This is a genomic window from Shewanella sp. UCD-KL21 (assembly GCF_001957135.1).
Taxonomy (GTDB): Bacteria; Pseudomonadota; Gammaproteobacteria; order Enterobacterales; family Shewanellaceae; genus Shewanella.
Window position 1 is genome coordinate 204,629 of sequence record NZ_MPHK01000002.1, and the last position, 18,400, is coordinate 223,028.

An 18,400-nucleotide genomic window follows, 5' to 3' on the forward strand; every position below is an offset into this window, starting at 1 on the left:
ACCAATGAGCTAGGCGCTTTGAAATGATATCGCGGCTAGTATTAGCCGCGATATCAGCATGAGATTACAGGTAATATTAGATTACTGGCAACTATTAGGCGCAGCTGCAATAATATTATTTTTACCTTCGCTGTAGCTCGACAACCAAGGCGTTTTACCTCCTTTACCCGCCGCAGCCATCACGTAGTTACGTAAGTCTGTACCTACACTTAGCTTATTACTATTAATCGCATTTTTAGATGCTGAATTATAATCTGCTAGCATATTGGGCACGCTGCCTTGCGCAACATCTAGCGATGCTGAGCCACCAGAAGTACTACAAGTTGAATCAGATTCAAATACGTAGCTGTTATTGATTTCTAACGCGCCATCTTGAATGGCGTCATCAAATAACGATAAATCCCAATCGGCTAAATCATCACCTTTTGAGTTATCAATTGGGTTCATAAACAAGTTGTCATCCAGTAATGCTCTTGCACCAACGCGTAAGCTCATAACGTCTTTACGATAACCATAAAAGACGTTATTAAACATATGTGTTTGGCCACGACGTAGTAATGGCACTCGACGCATGGTGTTATATGAGCTAGACCCAAAATTATCATCCGTGGTAACAAACAAGTTGTTATGGATAGTGGTAGTGATTTGTTGGTTTACAGGGCGGCTATCGCTTGAGCCATGTAAAGCTGCACGCTTAACGTTAAGCAGTTTATTAAATGATACAGTGATGTCGTGTGCGCCAACTTTAACATCAAAGGCAGAATCGCCAGTGGTGTCAAAGGTATTTTGGTGGATCCAAATATCATGAGATTCGCCGGTCGAGCGGATCATATCAGGGTCAAGATTATGATCTTCAGTATGACCTACACCCACAAATTTATTGTTGGTGATGATGACATTCTCTGATTGATGGGTCGATGCACCACTACTATCAGAACCAATTTTAAAACCGTTAAAGGTAAAGGTGGCTTTAGCTCCACGCCCATCAATAGTGGTATTACTATCGATTAAATAGTTACGTACCGGCAGGCTGCTGTCATTTAATTCGTCATTAAAAAAAGTGACTAAACAGTTAGAGCTCGATACTCCTTTAGCTGCACACCAAGCATAGGGATCACGACAGGTCGCTTCATTCACACCTAATGCCGATTGCATTGAGCTACTGGCACAATATGGACGATACATCATAATTGCCGTTTCGTTAGCAAAGTCATCTTTATCAAACACAATCCAGTTATGATTGCTTGATGAAATTGCCGCCAAGATTTGATCTTCCGGTTTATCATTGGTAATGATAACCAGCTTACTGCCGCCATTTGGGTTGTAACCGCCAGTGGCTCTTTCGCCATAGCCCACAGCTGTCCCTAATGATTCAGCTAAACATTGAATGATTTGCTGATCAGATTGCAACGATGACTCACGCCAGTTGATTGAATCATTATTAATTAAATCAGCACATTCAGCATTAGGGTATACAGGATCAATGGGATCGACAGGGTCAACTGGAGGGTCAATAATCACCCCGCCGCCATTACAGTCTCCTGCCGTTGGGGCAATACCAGTTACCGCTAAGCTATCAATATTGGCTAAACCACTGCTGCCTGTCGCTTGCAAGCGCACAAGGTTGTCGCCCGCATTTAGCTGGACGCTTATCTCGCTAGTTGATGTAAATGCACTCCACGTACCGGTTCCTGCAAACGCTAAACTGGCTGCTAAAGTATCATTAATTAACAAGGCTGCAGGGCGATCACTATCACCATTAGCATAACGGAACGAGATACTATAGCTGCCAGCTGCAGGCACTGAAATAGCATAGTCCACGCCTTTACCTGACTCATTATCCGTATTGGCATAGCCGACACCATTATAACCACTGTGATCGTTTTCTATCGCGCCATCAACAGAGCAAAACCCATCATCATTTTCTTCAAATATTTCTGTCACCGCTGAGCCGGTTTGTACATTGGCCGCTATGGCTGAGGAGTTGTATTTAGTACCATCATCACCGGTGATTTTCACCGAGTAATAATAACTGCCATCTGCCACATTGTAATCAGTGAAACTATCACCGGTTAACCCTGATGCAATCCGCACTCGGCCAGATAAATTAGCATCAGTATCACGGTAAACCTCTCGCCCGCTTACATTAATGTCTTGCGTATTCCAACTTACGGTAACGTCACTACCCGATACACTTGCCGATGCGCTAACTGAACCGGGAATGACAGGATCAACCGGATCTACAGGTTCAACGGGGGTTGTAAAGGTAGCGAGGTAAGTTTCAAACTCTGCAACCTTAGGGGTACCTGAAGCTGACTCAATGACAAAATTGACTTTAGACAGGGAGGTTTGAGCGAAACTTATATAATCATTAATGCCATTGCCCGATGATAAAGTATCGCCATTATCGTTATTAATCAGGCTCCACACCCCAATTGTGCCTTGTGAGCCATCAGCTTCGATAATCCGCACTGTATTAATTGGGCTGCTTAAGCTTTTAATCGAAATCCGACCCGTTGAGCCGGTGGGTGACCAGTAAGTATCTAAGTTACCGTCACGCACACTACCATAACTGCCAGTGCCTTTTGAACTACCATCAGAACCAGCACTGAGCGAGAAGTTTTCGCCTGTATTAATCACATCACCATTGCCAGGATCAACTGGATCAACTGGATCAACTGGATCAACTGGATCAACTGGATCAACTGGATCAACTGCAGAACAGCTACCATCAGAGACTTTAATGCCTTTGTTTGCACCAGCCGTGGCAGCAAGAATATTTTTGACACAACTGGCATCGTCCATCACGTAATTGTAAGGAATATTTACCGATGTGGTTGAAACAGGATTAGGCCCTGCTGGGTGATTATCATCACCATCTTCGGTCCATACCACTGTATCGGTGAAAATATTTCCGTTAACTTCCCAATAGCCTTTATCGTTAGTATAAAAAGTGCCTAAGGGATCTTTCGCCTTTTCAAAGTAGTTGTGTTCGACCTTAATTTCACCGCCAATGCGTGAGTTAATGCCTGATTTATTGATACCGTTAAAATGGTTGTTGTAAGTATGAGCTAGGCGACCACGAAATAATGGTACTCTTGAGTCAATGTTTTGATAAATATTATGGTGAAATGTCACCGGACCATTTTGATCGTCACTTGAGCTAGAGCCCACTAAGCCACCACGACCTGAATTACGTAAAATACTATAAGAAAGCGTGACATACTTGGTGTTGTTCTTTATATCAAATAAAGCATCATAGCCGTCACTTTCACCACCTTGCGCCTCTAAAGTTACATGATCGACCCAGACATTTGAGACATTATTTTCCATCCCAATAGCATCACCCCCATTTGACGTAGGCGAGCCTGACTTTTTAACATTACGAACATGTAAATTCTGTAAAATGATGTTTGATGAATTACGTATATGAATACCTAGCTCGTCAAATAATGCGCCATTACCCACACCAATAATGGATATATTACTAATTTCTTTCAGTTCAATCACCCCATCAGCGGTATTACAACTACCACTTTGTTTGAACGTGTTACCGTGATTGATTGTCCCCTCCACATGAATAATCAGTGGCGTGTCATCAGCGGCACGATTACAGATAGCTGCATGTATTTGCGTCCCCGTTGTCGCTTTGATAACTGCACCGCCTTGGCCACCTGTTGTACCGCCATTTTCAGTAGAAAAACCATATTGCGCTGCACTGGATAGACCGCTAAGCATCGCACTAGCTAGTATCCCTAAACTAAATGAATGCTTTAGCATCGTTATTTTGTTCATGTTAATCCTTAATATCATTATTTTAGAATCAAGAGATGACACCCACAATCGCCACCGGTGGCATTTGTGGGTAAATATAACCTCTTTCTAGTGAATCTTAACCCCCTAATACAAATGCTGTCGGTGGCATTTACGATAAGATTCTGACTCTTTTATAAACCTTGTTCCTGATACAGATACTGCCGAACGATTCTGTAATAAGGTTGATTACTCAGTGAAATTTTGTTGCACCATTTATGCCCAACAATTGCCACCGGTGGCAATTGCGGTTGCTTATTTGTGTTTTTTTTACAAAATTCTATTGTAGTCTATTCGTTGTAAGTATAAAGATCAATCATTTGAAGCTTTAAATACTTTTAAAAACCGGATTTAGGCAGCATCAACCCATTAGGATAAGCGCTAAACATTGCTAGCCTCCTATGAATAAAAGCGCTGCAGCAAGCAGCCATAAAAAATCCGATAATACATATTATCGGATTTCATTGATAAACAATTTGGACAAAAGAACCGCTATTTTATTATCGCAAAATGACTTAACTGAACAAGATTAATAGCATTAAGAAATGCTATTAATTTTCTGTGCGCTTTCCAGTCGACTCACGGCAAATTAACACGGGGGTAATCGCTTTAGTTAATTTTAATGGCATGCTATCGTCGCTTTGACTCATATTAATTAGTTTTTGCACCGCTAAGCTGGCCATATTTTCAACAGGACGGCAAATTGTTGTCAAAGAAGGAATAATTCTAGATGCAAGGATGTTGTCATCAAAACCAGCCACTGACAATTGATCAGGTACCGACAATTTCAAGTTATGCGCCACTCTTAATGCCCCTGCAGCCATTTCATCATTATTGGCTACAATGGCAGTCGGCTTTACTGGGCCACTTAATAACTGCTCTGCACATACAATCCCACTTTCATAACTATTTCGCCCCTCAATAATACGATTGCTGGATATGTTTACACCGCATTCTTCAAGCGCGGACACAAAGCCTTCCATACGCTCCATTGATGACTTGAAATAATGTGGTCCTGAAATAAATCCAATATCTTTATGGCCCAACGACACCAAATGAGTGGCCATTTCTTTCATCGCTGAACGTTCATCACACACAACCGTGTTTTGATGATCATCTAAATCAACAGATGCCAAACGGATATAATGGCAACCTGCCTGACAAATAGCTGCTGCTAAGGCTTTATTTTCTGATACTGGGGGTAGAATAATTACACCATCTAACTTTGAACGGGAGATAAAGCTTAGACAATCAGCTATAAAATCAATCGCTTTAGACTGGCAAGGATGCACAACAAGTTCATAGCCCAACTCCGAACATACATCTAAAGCGCCACGCTGCACTTGATCGATATACAATGCATCGGGGTTATCGTAAATCAAACCCAATAAATACGAACGACTAGAGGCCAAGCCTCGCGCCTGTTTGTCAGGCGAAAAATTAAGATCATGTATTATTTTTAGCACACGCTCGCGCGTAGCTTCGCCCACCGAGGGAGAGCGGTTTATTACTCTAGAAACGGTGCGTTTAGATACGCCAGAAAGTTTAGCGACATCGTTAATTGTCACAGCCATAAAAAAGCCCTTAAAACATCATAAATGCATTGTAGCATTGCCATAATGGGGTTCCAAATAATTGCTTGTTTAACAAAACAACCCCAATGCATAATCAAAACACACAAGCATAATCAAAAAACAGACGTTAGATTAACAAAAAAACAGATTAACAGGTCACATGACCCTATCGCGTTGTGACCCGCTCATATGCATTGAGTGACCTTAAAGTAAGCCAAATAGTCTTGGTAATGTTTCACTAATGGCTGGCACGTAAGTAACCAACATTAATACGATAAACATCACTAAATACAGCGGAAGCATCGGACGAATAATGTTGTGAATTGAGGTTTTTGCCACCGCACAACTCACAAACAGCACACTGCCCACTGGCGGTGAAACCAACCCTATGGATAAATTGAGTACAATCATAATGCCAAATTGGATCGGTGACATACCAAACTGCTCAGCTACCGGTAAAAATATCGGCGTAAAAATTAATACCGCTGGTGTCATATCAATAAAGGCACCAACTAGGATTAAAATCAAATTAATCAGTAACAGCACCACCAAAGGGTTATCACTTAAGGTTAAGAAAAAATCACTGACCGTTTGCGGAATATGGGCATAGGACAACAACCACGACATGGCTGATGACGCGCCAATAATCAACATCACAATCGCTGTAGTTTCACAGGCTTTAAGCAGTAGTTTTGGTAAATCGGCAATATTAATCGCCCGATAAATCACCACTGACAAAAAGAAAGCATACAGTACTGATACAGCACCAGCTTCAGTCGCGGTGAACACTCCGCCGATAATGCCGCCAATCACAATAAAAATAAGCAACATTGAAGGTAACGCGGCAATCACTTTACCAAAAGCTACCTTTAACGGCAGCCTTGCCGTTACCGGGTACTTTTTACGAATAGCATAGACTGAACAAACCGCCATCAATGCTAACCCCACAAGCAGCCCTGGTGCATAGCCTGCAATAAACAAGGCGGCAATCGATACCCCACCACTGGCAATTGCATAAACAATAAGAATATTACTCGGCGGGATCAACATCCCTGTGGTGGCGGCTGTCGCAGTTACGGCAGCAGAAAAGTTAGCATCATAACCGTGCTTTTTCATTTCCGGTACCATAAAGCTACCAATGGCCGATGTCGCGGCTACCGCTGAGCCAGAAATAGCCCCAAATAGCATGCAAGACATCACATTCACCAGCGCCAATCCACCGGGAAGCGAGCCAATAATTGCCATTGCACACTCAATTAAACGTTTGGCAATACCGCCTTGCCCCATAATCAGCCCTGACAAAATAAAAAATGGAATGGCCAGTAAAGCAAAACTATCAATACCACCAACCAACTGCTGAGCAATGGTGATGGTTGCTGGGGTAAAGTCGATGTGCAGCAATACGGCAAATAAGGTCGCCAGCCCAATACACACTGAAATAGGTACATACAATAACAGCAGGGCAAAAAAGCTAACCACTAAAACCAATGAAGTCATGTCCACTATGCTGCTCCTTTCTCTGCGAGTATTTTGCTAATATTTGTCACGCAATACATGAGTATCAGCACGCCTGATAAAGGCAGTACGCTATATACCAGCCCAACTTTAATTTCCAAGGACGCTGAAATCTGATTCAGATCCAAGGTCATCCATACCAATAAAGAGCCACCATAAACTAGAATACTCGCAGCAAACACAATCACCAGTAGCTCAATAAGTACCAAAACGGGCCACTTTGACTGCTCAGGAATACGCTCAACGAGGATATCTAACCCTAGGTGAGCTTTATTTTTATAGGCATAGGCCGCCCCCAACACCCCAATCCAGATCAGTAAAAATCGTGCTAATTCTTCAGTGTATGAGCTCGGTGATTGCAAAATAAATCGCGAAAACACCTGCCAAGTCACCACCACCACAATTGCCGCCATTAAGGTAATGAGCACCTTTTCTAGCAATTGGTTAATCAAAGACATCAAACTTTGCATGTTATATCCCTTACATTGATTTGATTTTGACTATTTGTTCACCCACTACAGTCCCATCAAATGAGCGATGAAAGGGTTCTACTTTCGCTTGAAAAAGCGCTTTATCTGGATAACTTACAATCGTGCCAGCCGCTTGGACCTGCGCTAAGGCATGATCAGAGGCTTCTTGCCACAATGACTTTTGATAAACCACAGAGTCAGCCATCGCTGCTGATAACCATTGCTGTTGCTGCGCGGTTAAGCCATTCCATACCGGCAAGCTGGCCAAAATAATGTCAGGCACAAAGGTGTGCTCATCAAGGCTGTAATATTTAGCAATTTCATAGTGACGAGAAAGATAATAGCTAGGCGGGTTATTCTCTGCGCCATCAACCACCCCTTGCTGCAGTGCGGCATACAATTCCCCCCAAGAAATTGGTGCAGCAGCGCCACCTAAAGCCTGCACCATGCTAACGGCAGTAGGGCTATTGACCACTCGGATCTTATTACCAAGCAGATCGTCTGGCGTATTAATTGGCGCATTAGTGGTATAAAAGCTGCGGCTACCGGCATCGTAGTAACCCATACCTTTAAGCCTGGCAACTTTGACTTTTTCCAATAATGACTGACCTATTTCGCCCTCTAATACACGCCAAAAATGCTCACGATCGCGCATCAAATAAGGAATACCAAACAGCTTCATTTCTGGCACAAAGCCTTCTAATGGACTAGTTGAAACCTTGGTCATCGCCAAACTACCAATTTGCAGTAGCTCGATTAACTCCCGCTCAGATCCCAGTTGACCATTAGGATAAATGACGATTTCCATTGAACCAGCCGAATAATAATGTAACCGGCTAGCCATATGTTCCATCGCCAAATGCACCACATGACGCGTATCCAAGGTGTGAGCTAAAGTTAAGGTGACTTTTTTATTACTACTGCCACAGCTCATTAAAAAAAACACACCCGCGATGGCAACAAATTTAAAAAGAAGATTATTTTTCATTTTTATCACTTCTATGGTTGTTAAAAATGACCAGATTAGCGCAGCTCATTGGGTTGATATTTATCCATATCATCGTAATCCAAATTCTCGCCAGCCATACCCCAAATAAAACTGTAATTTTGGGTACCGCTACCGGCATGAATCGACCAAGGAGGTGAAATAACGGCTTGTTCGTTATGTACCCAAATATGGCGAGTTTCTTGGGGCTGGCCCATAAAATGACATACCGCTTGTGATTCAGGCACTTCAAAATAGAAATACACTTCATTGCGACGATCATGCTGATGGGCTGGCATGGTGTTCCACACACTCCCAGTATTTAATGCCGTTAGGCCCATTTGTAATTGGCAGGTTTTTACCACAGTACTAATAAGCATTTGGCGAATATCACGCTCATTTGAGGTCGCTAAACTGCCAAGATGAAGCACGTTGGCGTCTTGTTTGGTCACCAATTGAGTAGGATAAGCATGGTGGGCTGGCGCTGAGTTTAAATAAAATTTCGCAGGAGTAGCAGCATCATCACTGGCAAAAATAACCTGTTGATTATCTTTACCAATATAAAGCGCATCTTGATAATTTAACGAGTAACAGGTGCCATCAACGGTAATGGTGCCCTGCCCACCCACATTGATAACCCCAAGCTCACGACCATGTAAGAAAGTGGCCGCTTTTAATGGCTCTAAGGTTTCTAACTGTAACGGCTGAACGGTTGGCACAGCACTGCCCACCATAAAGCGTTCGTAGTGACTATAAACCCAATAAACCTGATTAGGTTGCATTAGTTTATCTACCAAAAATTCATTGCGTAATTGATTTGTATCGAAGCCTTTCACTTCATTTGGGCCCACTGCATAGCGGGTTTCCACTTCCGTTAAACTCATTGTTATCTCCTTATTACGTATTTAGCTGTGTTATCAAACTAAATACTTGTGCTGTTAACGAGCCAACCAGCCACCATCAACCGCCAAAATATGACCATTAACGTAGTCGCTAGCACTTGAGGCTAAAAATATTGCTGCGCCAACTAAATCTTCCGGCTCTCCCCAGCGTCCAGCAGGAATACGCTTTTCAATCTCGGCATTGCGTTGTGCATCATCTTGCAGCGCTTGGGTGTTATCGGTACGAAAATACCCTGGAGCTATCGCATTAACTTGTATGTTTTGACTTGCCCACTCATTCGCTAACGCCTTGGTTAATCCCGCTACCGCATGCTTGCTTGCGGTGTAAGCAGGTACTGTCATGCCGCCGCTGTATGACAACATTGAGGCAATATTGATAATTTTTCCTTGTTGTTTGGTCATCATTGCTGGCGCAACAGCTTGGGCAAGTAAAAAACTAGCATCAAGATTGACTCGCATGACCCGCTGCCATTCTTCATAGTCATAATCCACAGCCGGCTGGCGATATATCGTGCCGCCGACATTGACTAAAATATCAATCGCTGACACTTGCCCCAGAACTTGCTCACTCATATGGCGTATATCTTCCGCTTTCGATAAATCGGCATAACACTGACTTGCCTGTAAACCTGCACCGGCAATAAGTGCCAAGGTGTCATCGCATCCATGCTCACGTGAACTGCTGCAAATTACTGTTGCACCCGCTTTGGCTAAACCGAGAGCGATTTGTTGACCCAAACCGCGGCTAGCACCAGTGACTAGTGCGACCTTGCCACTCAGGTTAAATAATTCTGTCATCCTGATTATTCCTGTTAGATTTGAAAACAAGCATTTACACAACAAACTGTTACCACCAAGTTAACTCGACTTAGCGCTCTTGTTAAGGCACATTCTTCGCCACCGGTAGCAATTTGTCAAATTTTATTTGCCACCGGTGGCATTAGGTCGTAAACTAAATGCAATTCAAGTGTCATTAAGGGAATGCCATGCTACAACTCAATAGAAAAAACTTTAATAAAAACCAATACCCTACAAAGGTTATGCAATTCGGTGAAGGGAATTTTTTACGGGCATTTATTGATTGGCAAATAGATATACTTAATGAAACAACGGACTTGCAGGCAGGTGTTAGCGTCATTCGACCTATCGATTATGACACTTTACCCTTACTGAATACCCAAGATGGTTTGTACACCACTATTATTCGCGGCCTAAATGAAAACGGTGAGACCGTTTCAGACAAACGGATAATCTCTTGTATTAATGAAGAAATCCCAGTTTATAAAGATTTCAGCCGCTATTTAGCATTAGCTGAAAACCCTGATATTAAATTGATTTTCTCTAATACCACAGAAGCAGGCATTGATTATAATGCGCAAGATAAACTAGACGATGCCCCCGCAAGCACTTTTCCGGCCAAACTAACGCAATGGCTATACCGCCGATACCAGCACTTCAATGGTGCTGACAGCGCAGGTTTGGTCATGATTCCCTGTGAGTTAATTGATTACAACGGTGAAAAGTTAAAACAAATCGTCCATCAATATGCCCAGCTATGGCAACTGCCGGCTGAATTTGTCACTTGGCTTAACCACGCCAATCATTTCTGCTCAACCTTAGTCGACCGTATTGTGACAGGCTTTCCCCGCAGCGAACATGAGTCATTACAACAAGAAGTGGGTTATTTAGATAACTTCATGGTGACTGCAGAGCACTTTCATCTATTTGTGATTCAAGGACCTAAACACCTTGCCGATTTGCTTTGTTTACATGGCAGTACACTGAATATCAAAATTGTTGATGACATTTCGCCGTATAAACAGCGTAAAGTGGCTATTCTAAATGGGGCTCACACCGCAGTCGTACCGCTTGCTTATATGGCAAATATTGACTCGGTTGGCGAAACCTTAGCGCAGCCATTATTTGAACAATATTTGAACCAGCTTATCTACCGGGAAATTATTCCAACACTATCACTACCCGAAGATGAGCTTAACTCCTTTGCCCGAGATGTGATGAACCGCTTTCGTAATCCATATATTTACCACGAATTACTGTCTATTTCGCTAAATAGCATGACCAAATACACCACCCGTATTGTGCCGCAGCTAAACCTGTACCTTAAAAACAGCCAATCTGTGCCACCAATGATGGCGCTGGCCTTTGCCGGACAGATGTGGTTTTACCGCGGCTTACGTGATGGCGAAGTCATTGCCCTTAGCGATAATAAACAATGGTTATCATTATTTAACGATCTTTGGAGCCAAGTTGCTGCAGGTGATATAACTGTTGGCTACCTAGTGACTGAAGTATTAGGGGCAAGCTGGCACTGGGGACAAGATTTAAATCAACTCGACGGATTCACAGCGCAAGTCACCAACAACCTTGAATCGCTTATGGCCAATGGTGTTGTTGCCACGATGACCGCGGCATTGGATGACCTTTAATATGAAAGACATAATTAAACTGCACCCGTTAGATGATGTAGCCATTGCACTTAGGGATATCAATGCAGGGGAAACCTTCAATATTGATCAGTTAAGCCTCTGCGTTAACCATGATATTAAAAAAGGCCATAAAATCGCCCTTAAAGCGATAACTGCTAAGTCTAAAGTGATCAAATATGGTGCGCCCATTGGCACCGCAGTGCACGATATTGCTCTAGGTGATTGGGTACATACCCATAGCATTAAAACGACCTTGAACGATGAGCTCGGCTATCAATATCAACCTGACTTTATCACGGCAGCGGAAGCTAAATCGTCGCCAGAGGTAATGCTGTATCGCCGTGCTAATGGTGATGTCGCCATTCGTAACGAAATTTGGCTGATCCCAACTGTAGGTTGCGTCAATGGCATGATTGCACAAATGGCCAAAACCTTTTTAGCCCGTAACCCTGATCTCGCTATTGATGGCGTGCATGTTTTTCCCCATCAATTTGGTTGCTCACAACTTGGCGATGACTTAGAAACCACCCGAATATTGCTACAAAATATGGTACTACACCCGAATGCCGGTGGCGCTCTTGTTGTTGGACTTGGTTGTGAGAACAATCAAATCTCGGTATTTAAAGAAGGACTGGGCAAATTTGACGACAAACGAGTCAAGTTTTTGCTCACCCAAACAGCGGAAGATGAAATTGAAGAAGGCGTGGCCCATCTTGAAGCAATCTATGCCGAAATGCGCCAAGACAAACGAGTAACGGGCAGCTTAAGTGAAGTGAAGTTTGGTTTAGAATGTGGCGGCAGTGACGGTCTTTCAGGTATTACAGCTAATCCATTATTAGGCTATTTTTCAGATTATCTTATCGCCCAAGGCGGCACCACAGTACTCACTGAAGTGCCAGAAATGTTCGGCGCTGAAACCATTTTAATGTCGCGCTGTAAAGACAAAGCCACCTTTTATGACTTAGTAGACATGGTTAATGGCTTTAAGCGTTATTACAAAGACCATAATCAACCGGTTTACGAAAACCCATCACCGGGTAATAAAGACGGTGGCATCACCACCTTAGAAGATAAATCATTAGGCTGTACCCAAAAAGCCGGTACCAGTAAAGTTCAGGCGGTATTGAAATATGGCCAGCGCCTCAGTACACCCGGGCTTAACTTACTCACTGCGCCCGGCAATGATCCTATAGCCACCAGCGCACTTGGGGCCTGTGGATGTCATATGGTGCTATTTACCACGGGGCGAGGAACGCCTTATGGCGGCTTTGTGCCAACCCTAAAAATGTCTACTAATTCTGAATTAGCACAAAGAAAACCCCGCTGGATTGACTTTGATGCAGGGGTATTAATTAATGATGCCAATATGGAACAAGTGCATGCGGAATTTTTACAACTGTTAGTTGCCATAGTGAACGGCCAACCAACCTGTAATGAAAAAAATGACATTAGAGAAGTCGCTATCTGGAAAAAGGGAGTGACTTTATAAATGAGCAGTTTAAAAATAGCCGTGATTGGCGAATGCATGATTGAACTTAAAGGCCAAGTATTTGGTGACATGCAACAGCACTTTGGCGGTGATGTGATGAATACGGCCATTTACTTAAAAAAACTGGCAGCCGATACAATGGATGTTAGCTTTGTGTCAAGTATGGGCACAGATACATTAAGCATTGCCCTGATCGATCGCTGGTTATCCCATGGTATTTTAGTCGACAAAGTGTTACTTAACCCCCACAAAAATGCAGGCTTATATCTCATCCAAAACACCCCTGATGGCGAACGCACTTTTCAGTATTGGCGAAATGACTCCGCGGCAAAGTATATGGTTCAGCATCTGCAATTCAACTCAGTTATTGATGATTTAGCAAAGTTTGATGCCATTTATTTGTCAGGCATCTCCTTGGCAATATTGCCCTCAGAAGATGCACAATACCTATTGTTAAAACTTAAAAGGCTGACTCAAAAAGGGGTAAAACTGATCTTCGACAGCAATTACCGACCAAGTTTGTGGTCAAGTAAGCAAGCATGTCAGCAACGGATGAAAGCTGTCATGGCAATGTCGAGTCTAGCCTTAGTCACATTTGAAGATGAGCAACTGCTTTGGGGAGATAAAAGCCTCAGCTTTGCTCGTCAAAGACTGCATCAACAAGGTGCGTCGCTGCTCGTCATAAAAGATGGTGCCAACGGTTGTCATATTAGCCATCAAAATAGCTCAGGGATAATAGAAACTCAGCATTACCCTACCGAGCCGGTCACCCATGTTGTTGACACAACTGCTGCAGGAGATTCATTTAATGCAGGTTTTCTTTGCTACTGGCTACAAGGTGAGCCTTTTGCTAATTGTGCTCTAGCAGGCAACTTCACCGCTGCTCAAGTGATTGCTCAAACAGGCGCAATTGTGGAAATTGATCCTAAGAAGATTTACATCGGCAGTCATGTCGCGGAAAACGACACTTTGTTGCCTATATGAAGATATGAAGGGTTCAGACTCTCGGGGGTAAACGTTGGTGGGGCCTCAGTACCTGACCCTAATTATTTTAAATAATATCTGAAGCAACTTGATCTCTTCCATTACTTTTTGCTTTATATAGCTGCTCATCTGTCAGTCTATAGAGTTTGTCAGTATCGAGGTGTTCATAGTTTTTAACTTCTATAACACCGATTGAAATCGTGACACATTTATATTTAATATTTTCACTATGGTCTATAGCTAAGTCTTCAACACTTTTACAAATATGAGTAAAGTAATCTATGTAATTTTCATTATTATTTAGCTGTGTGATAATGGCAAACTCTTCACCTCCCGTGCGAAAAGAAAAATCACCAGCGCGATTATTATGCTTTACCAAGACTTGTGCAATTTTTTGTAATACGACATCCCCCGCTTGGTGTCCATATGTATCATTGTATTTTTTAAAGTAATCTATATCTAACATTGCAATTACAAAAGAACGCTTCTCACGTTTTGCGCGATTAAATTCTGAAAAAAGAATTTGATCGAAATGTCGTCGATTATATAAATTAGTTAAGGAATCAATAATGGCCATTTTTTGAAGTTCTTTAGTGCGTTCTAAAAATATAGCATTCAAATCTACCGCCATCTCTTCATGTTTAGCTAGAATTTCACGAGCTTCAAGCATCATCGTTTCTAATTCATTTATATAACTTTCTCTTAATGTTGCCTTATACTTCAGTGCTTTGTTTTGCCAAATCACACTTTGCACTTCTTCTGGTGTCAAACATAAAGTTGACCCAAGGTCTAAATTATTGATTCGGGTATCTAAACTTTCAGCATTGTCTTTTGACTTTAATCTGAATCTTATGGTAACTATCGTTCTTATCAATAGTGGATTGGGTGCATAAGGTTCTGATAACGTTATTTCAGATTCTACATACTCCATATCATCTACTAGGGTAGCACCGCCGTAAAAAAAGCCTTTAAGATAATCGGGTAAGAATGGCATTACGTTCTCATAAACTGCAATGCCTGTTATCTCATCCATTGATAGAAGGCGACACCAACCAACCTCGTTTCTACTCCCTCCACAAACAACAGAGTTGAAACCGCTTTCGTCGCTTTTATAAAGCCAGTCGACGCCTGAATCAACCATATATCCGCCAAGACTTTGTTCAACCCATATACTTGCAAAGTTAACTCCAGCTTGAAATAGAACATACGCAGAAGGAGATATATCTTTAATAGTGTTAAGAATATTTATTAGGTATGAATAAGGGTACCATCTATTGGGTTCAATATTACTTGGTTGAATATCGAGACTAGCAGCAGGAAGAATAATGGTATTATTGAATGAACGAATAACCGAAAGTAAAAATGCACCAGACACTTCGCCTGTGATATCACTTTGATTAATATGAGCATTTAACATTATAAATCCTTTATAATTTCATCTTAGTACATGGGTACCTAAATCATTCATACTAATAAACATAGCAGCTTGTACTTGAAAAGTTGTGATTAATTGGTGGAGGTCTGTTCTAGAGTAAATGCCATATGACAATAATTAGCACCTTTAAAAAATGGCCGACAACCTTAAAACCCACTATATAATGTTGGACATGACGACAACGATAATTGCTCAGCTGTTACAATGAAAGATATCAACGAAGAAACTTTAATATCAAAAGGAAAGCCTTTATCGCGTAACGATTTGGCTAAGCAGATACGAGTGAAGTACACGTTATTTGGTGCTCTGCTGATGCAAAAGCAGGGATATTGACTGAGTCAATCTTCTCAAAGCAGATAAGTGACTATAAAACAGGCATTTAAAACACTAGTCAATAAAAGCAATTTTAGATTTATAGCATTAAATTTTAATTTTATTAGTCACTTAAACGAAAAAAGGCTCATCATTTCTGATGAGCCTTTCGTCTTGAATATGGCGGAGAGATAGGGATTTGAACCCTAGATGGGCTACAAACCCATGCCGGTTTTCAAGACCGGTGCATTCGACCACTCTGCCATCTCTCCGAACGAGCGAGATAATAGCTATCTCACTGTCTGGTGTAAAGCATAAATTGTCATAATCTTTCTGTTTGGCTATTTCGGCAGCAACTTTGTGGTTTATGCTGCTATTTCGTACTCACTATTTGTAATCTGATACTAGTTATCCATTTTTACTGGGGTTAGGCCTTTTGCTCGATCTTCTATGGCATCTTCTAATTCAAACCCTGACTGTTTCCATGTCCCCGCTTCTTCTGGGTTAAATTTCTCTTTTGACCACTCTGCTGCAGACTCAACATTAAAGCTCGCTTGGGTCCATTGCTGTGATTGTTCAGCATTAAAGCCACTTTTACTCCATTTTTGAGCTTTAGCTGCATCAAAGCCTATTGCTTTCCAATCTGCAATATCTCTTTCTGACATTCCTTCCCAGGTTGCTGGCGATGAAGCACAGCCATAGATAAGGCAAATAAAGATGGCACCGATTAACTTTTTCATTGAATACTCCCTTAACTGTAAGTGTACGTAATTGATGAAAAAACCATCAACACTAAATATAGTTAGCAGTTTTCACAGTTTCAAGTAAGCAATAGCCAATTATGAGATTAATAACAAAACACGACAAAGGGTTGAAATAACAGTGCGTTTTTATAGGTCTTTTCAATAAGCAGATGGAAGTAATACTATTTAGGGTATAAAAAAGGCCACATTATGTGGCCTTTAAGTTCAAACAAACGCTAGCGTTAAATGTATTAACTACGTTGGCGGTTTGATTTAGGACGCGCTGCGGTAGTTTTGTGCTTACGCACTGCTCGGCGGATCTTAGCGCCTTTCACTTTAGCGCGAGCGACACTGTGTTTATCAGTACCTAACATGGTGCGAGTTTCAGGCTCTAGGCCTGCAACTTGGCGCAAGTAGTTCACTTGCTCCATATCCAGCTCAACCCAACCGCCACGTGGTAGTGACTTAGGTAGCTCAACCATGCCGTAACGAATACGGATAAGACGGCTAACTTGTACTTCTTGTGATTCCCATAAGCGGCGAACTTCGCGGTTACGCCCTTCTTTTAGGGTCACATGCCACCATTTATTAAGACCTTCACCACCAGCAGCTTTGATGGTGTCAAAGTTGGCAGGACCATCTTCTAATGTCACGCCTTTACGAAGACGCTGAACAGCCGCTTCTGGTACATCACCAAATGTGCGCACCGCATATTCACGGTCAACTTCGTTTGATGGATGCATTAAACGGTTAGCTAGTTCACCATCAGAGGTAAATAACAATAAACCTGAAGTATTGATATCCAAACGCCCTACTGCTACCCAACGTGAGTCACGTATTGTCGGTAAACGTTCGAAAACCGTTGTTCTGCCTTCAGGATCTTTACGACTACAAATTTCACCTTCTGGCTTATGGTATGCCAACACACGACAAATAATGTCATCTTCGGTTTTGATGGTTATAGCACGGCCATCGATGCGGATTTTAGCTTCTGCTTCAACGCGATCACCTAAGTTGGCAATTTCTCCGTCTACACTAACACGGCCTGCAGCAATCCATGCCTCCATCTCACGACGGGAGCCATGGCCTGCACGGGCCAAGACTTTCTGCAATTTTTCGCTCATCTAGTTCGACTCTTCTGTTTGTTGTGGCGCCATTGAGACTTTCTCAAATAACGCCTGCAATGACTCTTCATCCGATAGCGACGGTAAGTCTGCTAGGGTTTTCAAGCCAAAATAAGATAAAAATTCACTGGTGGTGGCATAGAGTGCTGGTCGCCCAGGCACTTCTTTATGACCCACTGTTTTTACCCAGTGTCTATCAGCTAAACTCTTTATTATGTGGCTGCTGACGGCCACACCTCTTACATATTCAATATCACCGCGAGTAACTGGTTGCCTGTATGCAATGACTGCTAAGGTTTCTAAGGTCGCACGTGAATATTTAGGGGATTTCTCTTGCCACAATGGTTGTAAGAATTCACTTAACAGCTCTTGGGTTTGAAAGCGATAACCACCAGCCACTTCGACCAGTTGTACCCCACGCTCTTGATAATCTTGTTGTAATTCATCGAGGCATTCTTTAATGCGTGCTCGAGAGACATCAAACTTCACTAATACTGTGTCTTTTAATGCTTTTACGGTTAGTGGTTTACCCAAGACAAATAAACTGGCTTCGATTAATTGTTTTAATTGAATCGTGTTTATTTGCATGGTCATCCTTTCTCGTATC

The 18,400-nt window shown here is 42.2% G+C and carries 14 protein-coding genes and 1 tRNA gene; 3 read left to right on the forward strand and 12 right to left on the reverse strand.

The genetic code is table 11. From position 1 onward, the window contains the following. Positions 1-81: 81 nt before the first annotated feature. From BM739_RS20345 to kduD, 7 genes are all read right to left on the reverse strand, one after another. Positions 82-3,795, reverse strand: a complete 3,714-nt coding sequence (locus BM739_RS20345; protein WP_083698044.1) for a CBM35 domain-containing protein — start codon at positions 3,793-3,795, stop codon at positions 82-84. A gap of 569 nt (positions 3,796-4,364) precedes the next feature. Further along, a complete protein-coding gene (locus BM739_RS02845; protein ID WP_076537068.1) occupies positions 4,365-5,387 on the reverse strand; it encodes a LacI family DNA-binding transcriptional regulator in 1,023 nt (340 codons plus the stop codon). Between the two features lie 204 nt (positions 5,388-5,591). After that, the gene (locus tag BM739_RS02850) at positions 5,592-6,890 is read right to left on the reverse strand and encodes a TRAP transporter large permease (protein ID WP_076537070.1); all 1,299 of its coding nucleotides are present in this window, start codon (positions 6,888-6,890) and stop codon (positions 5,592-5,594) included. Next, complete coding sequence (locus BM739_RS02855; protein WP_076537072.1) at positions 6,890-7,372, reverse strand: TRAP transporter small permease; 483 nt, start codon at positions 7,370-7,372, stop codon at positions 6,890-6,892. Before BM739_RS02855 ends, BM739_RS02850 begins: the two co-directional genes overlap by 1 nt. 10 nt (positions 7,373-7,382) lie before the next feature. After that, positions 7,383-8,306 carry a TRAP transporter substrate-binding protein gene (locus BM739_RS02860; protein ID WP_254843457.1) on the reverse strand — a complete coding sequence of 308 codons (924 nt, stop codon included), beginning with the start codon at positions 8,304-8,306 and terminating at the stop codon, positions 7,383-7,385. Positions 8,307-8,395: 89 nt separating this feature from the next. After that, complete coding sequence (gene kduI / locus BM739_RS02865; protein ID WP_076537076.1) at positions 8,396-9,241, reverse strand: 5-dehydro-4-deoxy-D-glucuronate isomerase; 846 nt, start codon at positions 9,239-9,241, stop codon at positions 8,396-8,398. 54 nt (positions 9,242-9,295) lie between these two features. Continuing rightward, entirely contained in the window at positions 9,296-10,057 is a 762-nt protein-coding gene (gene kduD / locus BM739_RS02870; RefSeq protein WP_076537078.1) for a 2-dehydro-3-deoxy-D-gluconate 5-dehydrogenase KduD, read from the reverse strand. A 188-nt stretch (positions 10,058-10,245) separates the two neighbouring features. Here kduD and BM739_RS02875 point away from each other — a divergent pair, with 188 nt between their 5' ends. From BM739_RS02875 to BM739_RS02885, 3 genes are read left to right on the forward strand one after another with little or no spacing between them, the layout of a single operon-like run. Further along, positions 10,246-11,706 (forward strand): tagaturonate reductase, encoded by a 1,461-nt coding sequence (locus BM739_RS02875; protein ID WP_076537080.1) that lies wholly within the window; start codon positions 10,246-10,248, stop codon positions 11,704-11,706. A gap of 1 nt (position 11,707) precedes the next feature. Beyond that, positions 11,708-13,195: a UxaA family hydrolase gene (locus BM739_RS02880; RefSeq protein ID WP_076537332.1), complete on the forward strand. Its 1,488-nt coding sequence runs from the start codon at positions 11,708-11,710 to the stop codon at positions 13,193-13,195. Further along, complete coding sequence (locus BM739_RS02885; RefSeq protein WP_076537082.1) at positions 13,196-14,179, forward strand: sugar kinase; 984 nt, start codon at positions 13,196-13,198, stop codon at positions 14,177-14,179. 67 nt (positions 14,180-14,246) lie between these two features. Here BM739_RS02885 and BM739_RS19985 read toward each other — a convergent pair whose 3' ends face one another. The 5 genes from BM739_RS19985 to scpB form a co-directional block, all read right to left on the reverse strand. Beyond that, entirely contained in the window at positions 14,247-15,596 is a 1,350-nt protein-coding gene (locus BM739_RS19985) for a GGDEF domain-containing protein (protein WP_083698045.1), read from the reverse strand. A 511-nt stretch (positions 15,597-16,107) separates the two neighbouring features. Next, positions 16,108-16,198, reverse strand: a tRNA-Ser gene (locus tag BM739_RS02895). A 132-nt stretch (positions 16,199-16,330) separates the two neighbouring features. Further along, positions 16,331-16,666, reverse strand: coding sequence for a hypothetical protein (locus BM739_RS02900; protein WP_076537084.1), 336 nt, complete (start codon positions 16,664-16,666; stop codon positions 16,331-16,333). A gap of 254 nt (positions 16,667-16,920) precedes the next feature. Beyond that, positions 16,921-17,793: a 23S rRNA pseudouridine(2605) synthase RluB gene (gene rluB, locus BM739_RS02905; RefSeq protein WP_076537086.1), complete on the reverse strand. Its 873-nt coding sequence runs from the start codon at positions 17,791-17,793 to the stop codon at positions 16,921-16,923. Beyond that, positions 17,794-18,381: an SMC-Scp complex subunit ScpB gene (gene scpB, locus BM739_RS02910; RefSeq protein ID WP_076537089.1), complete on the reverse strand. Its 588-nt coding sequence runs from the start codon at positions 18,379-18,381 to the stop codon at positions 17,794-17,796. Between the last annotated feature and the right edge of the window lie 19 nt (positions 18,382-18,400).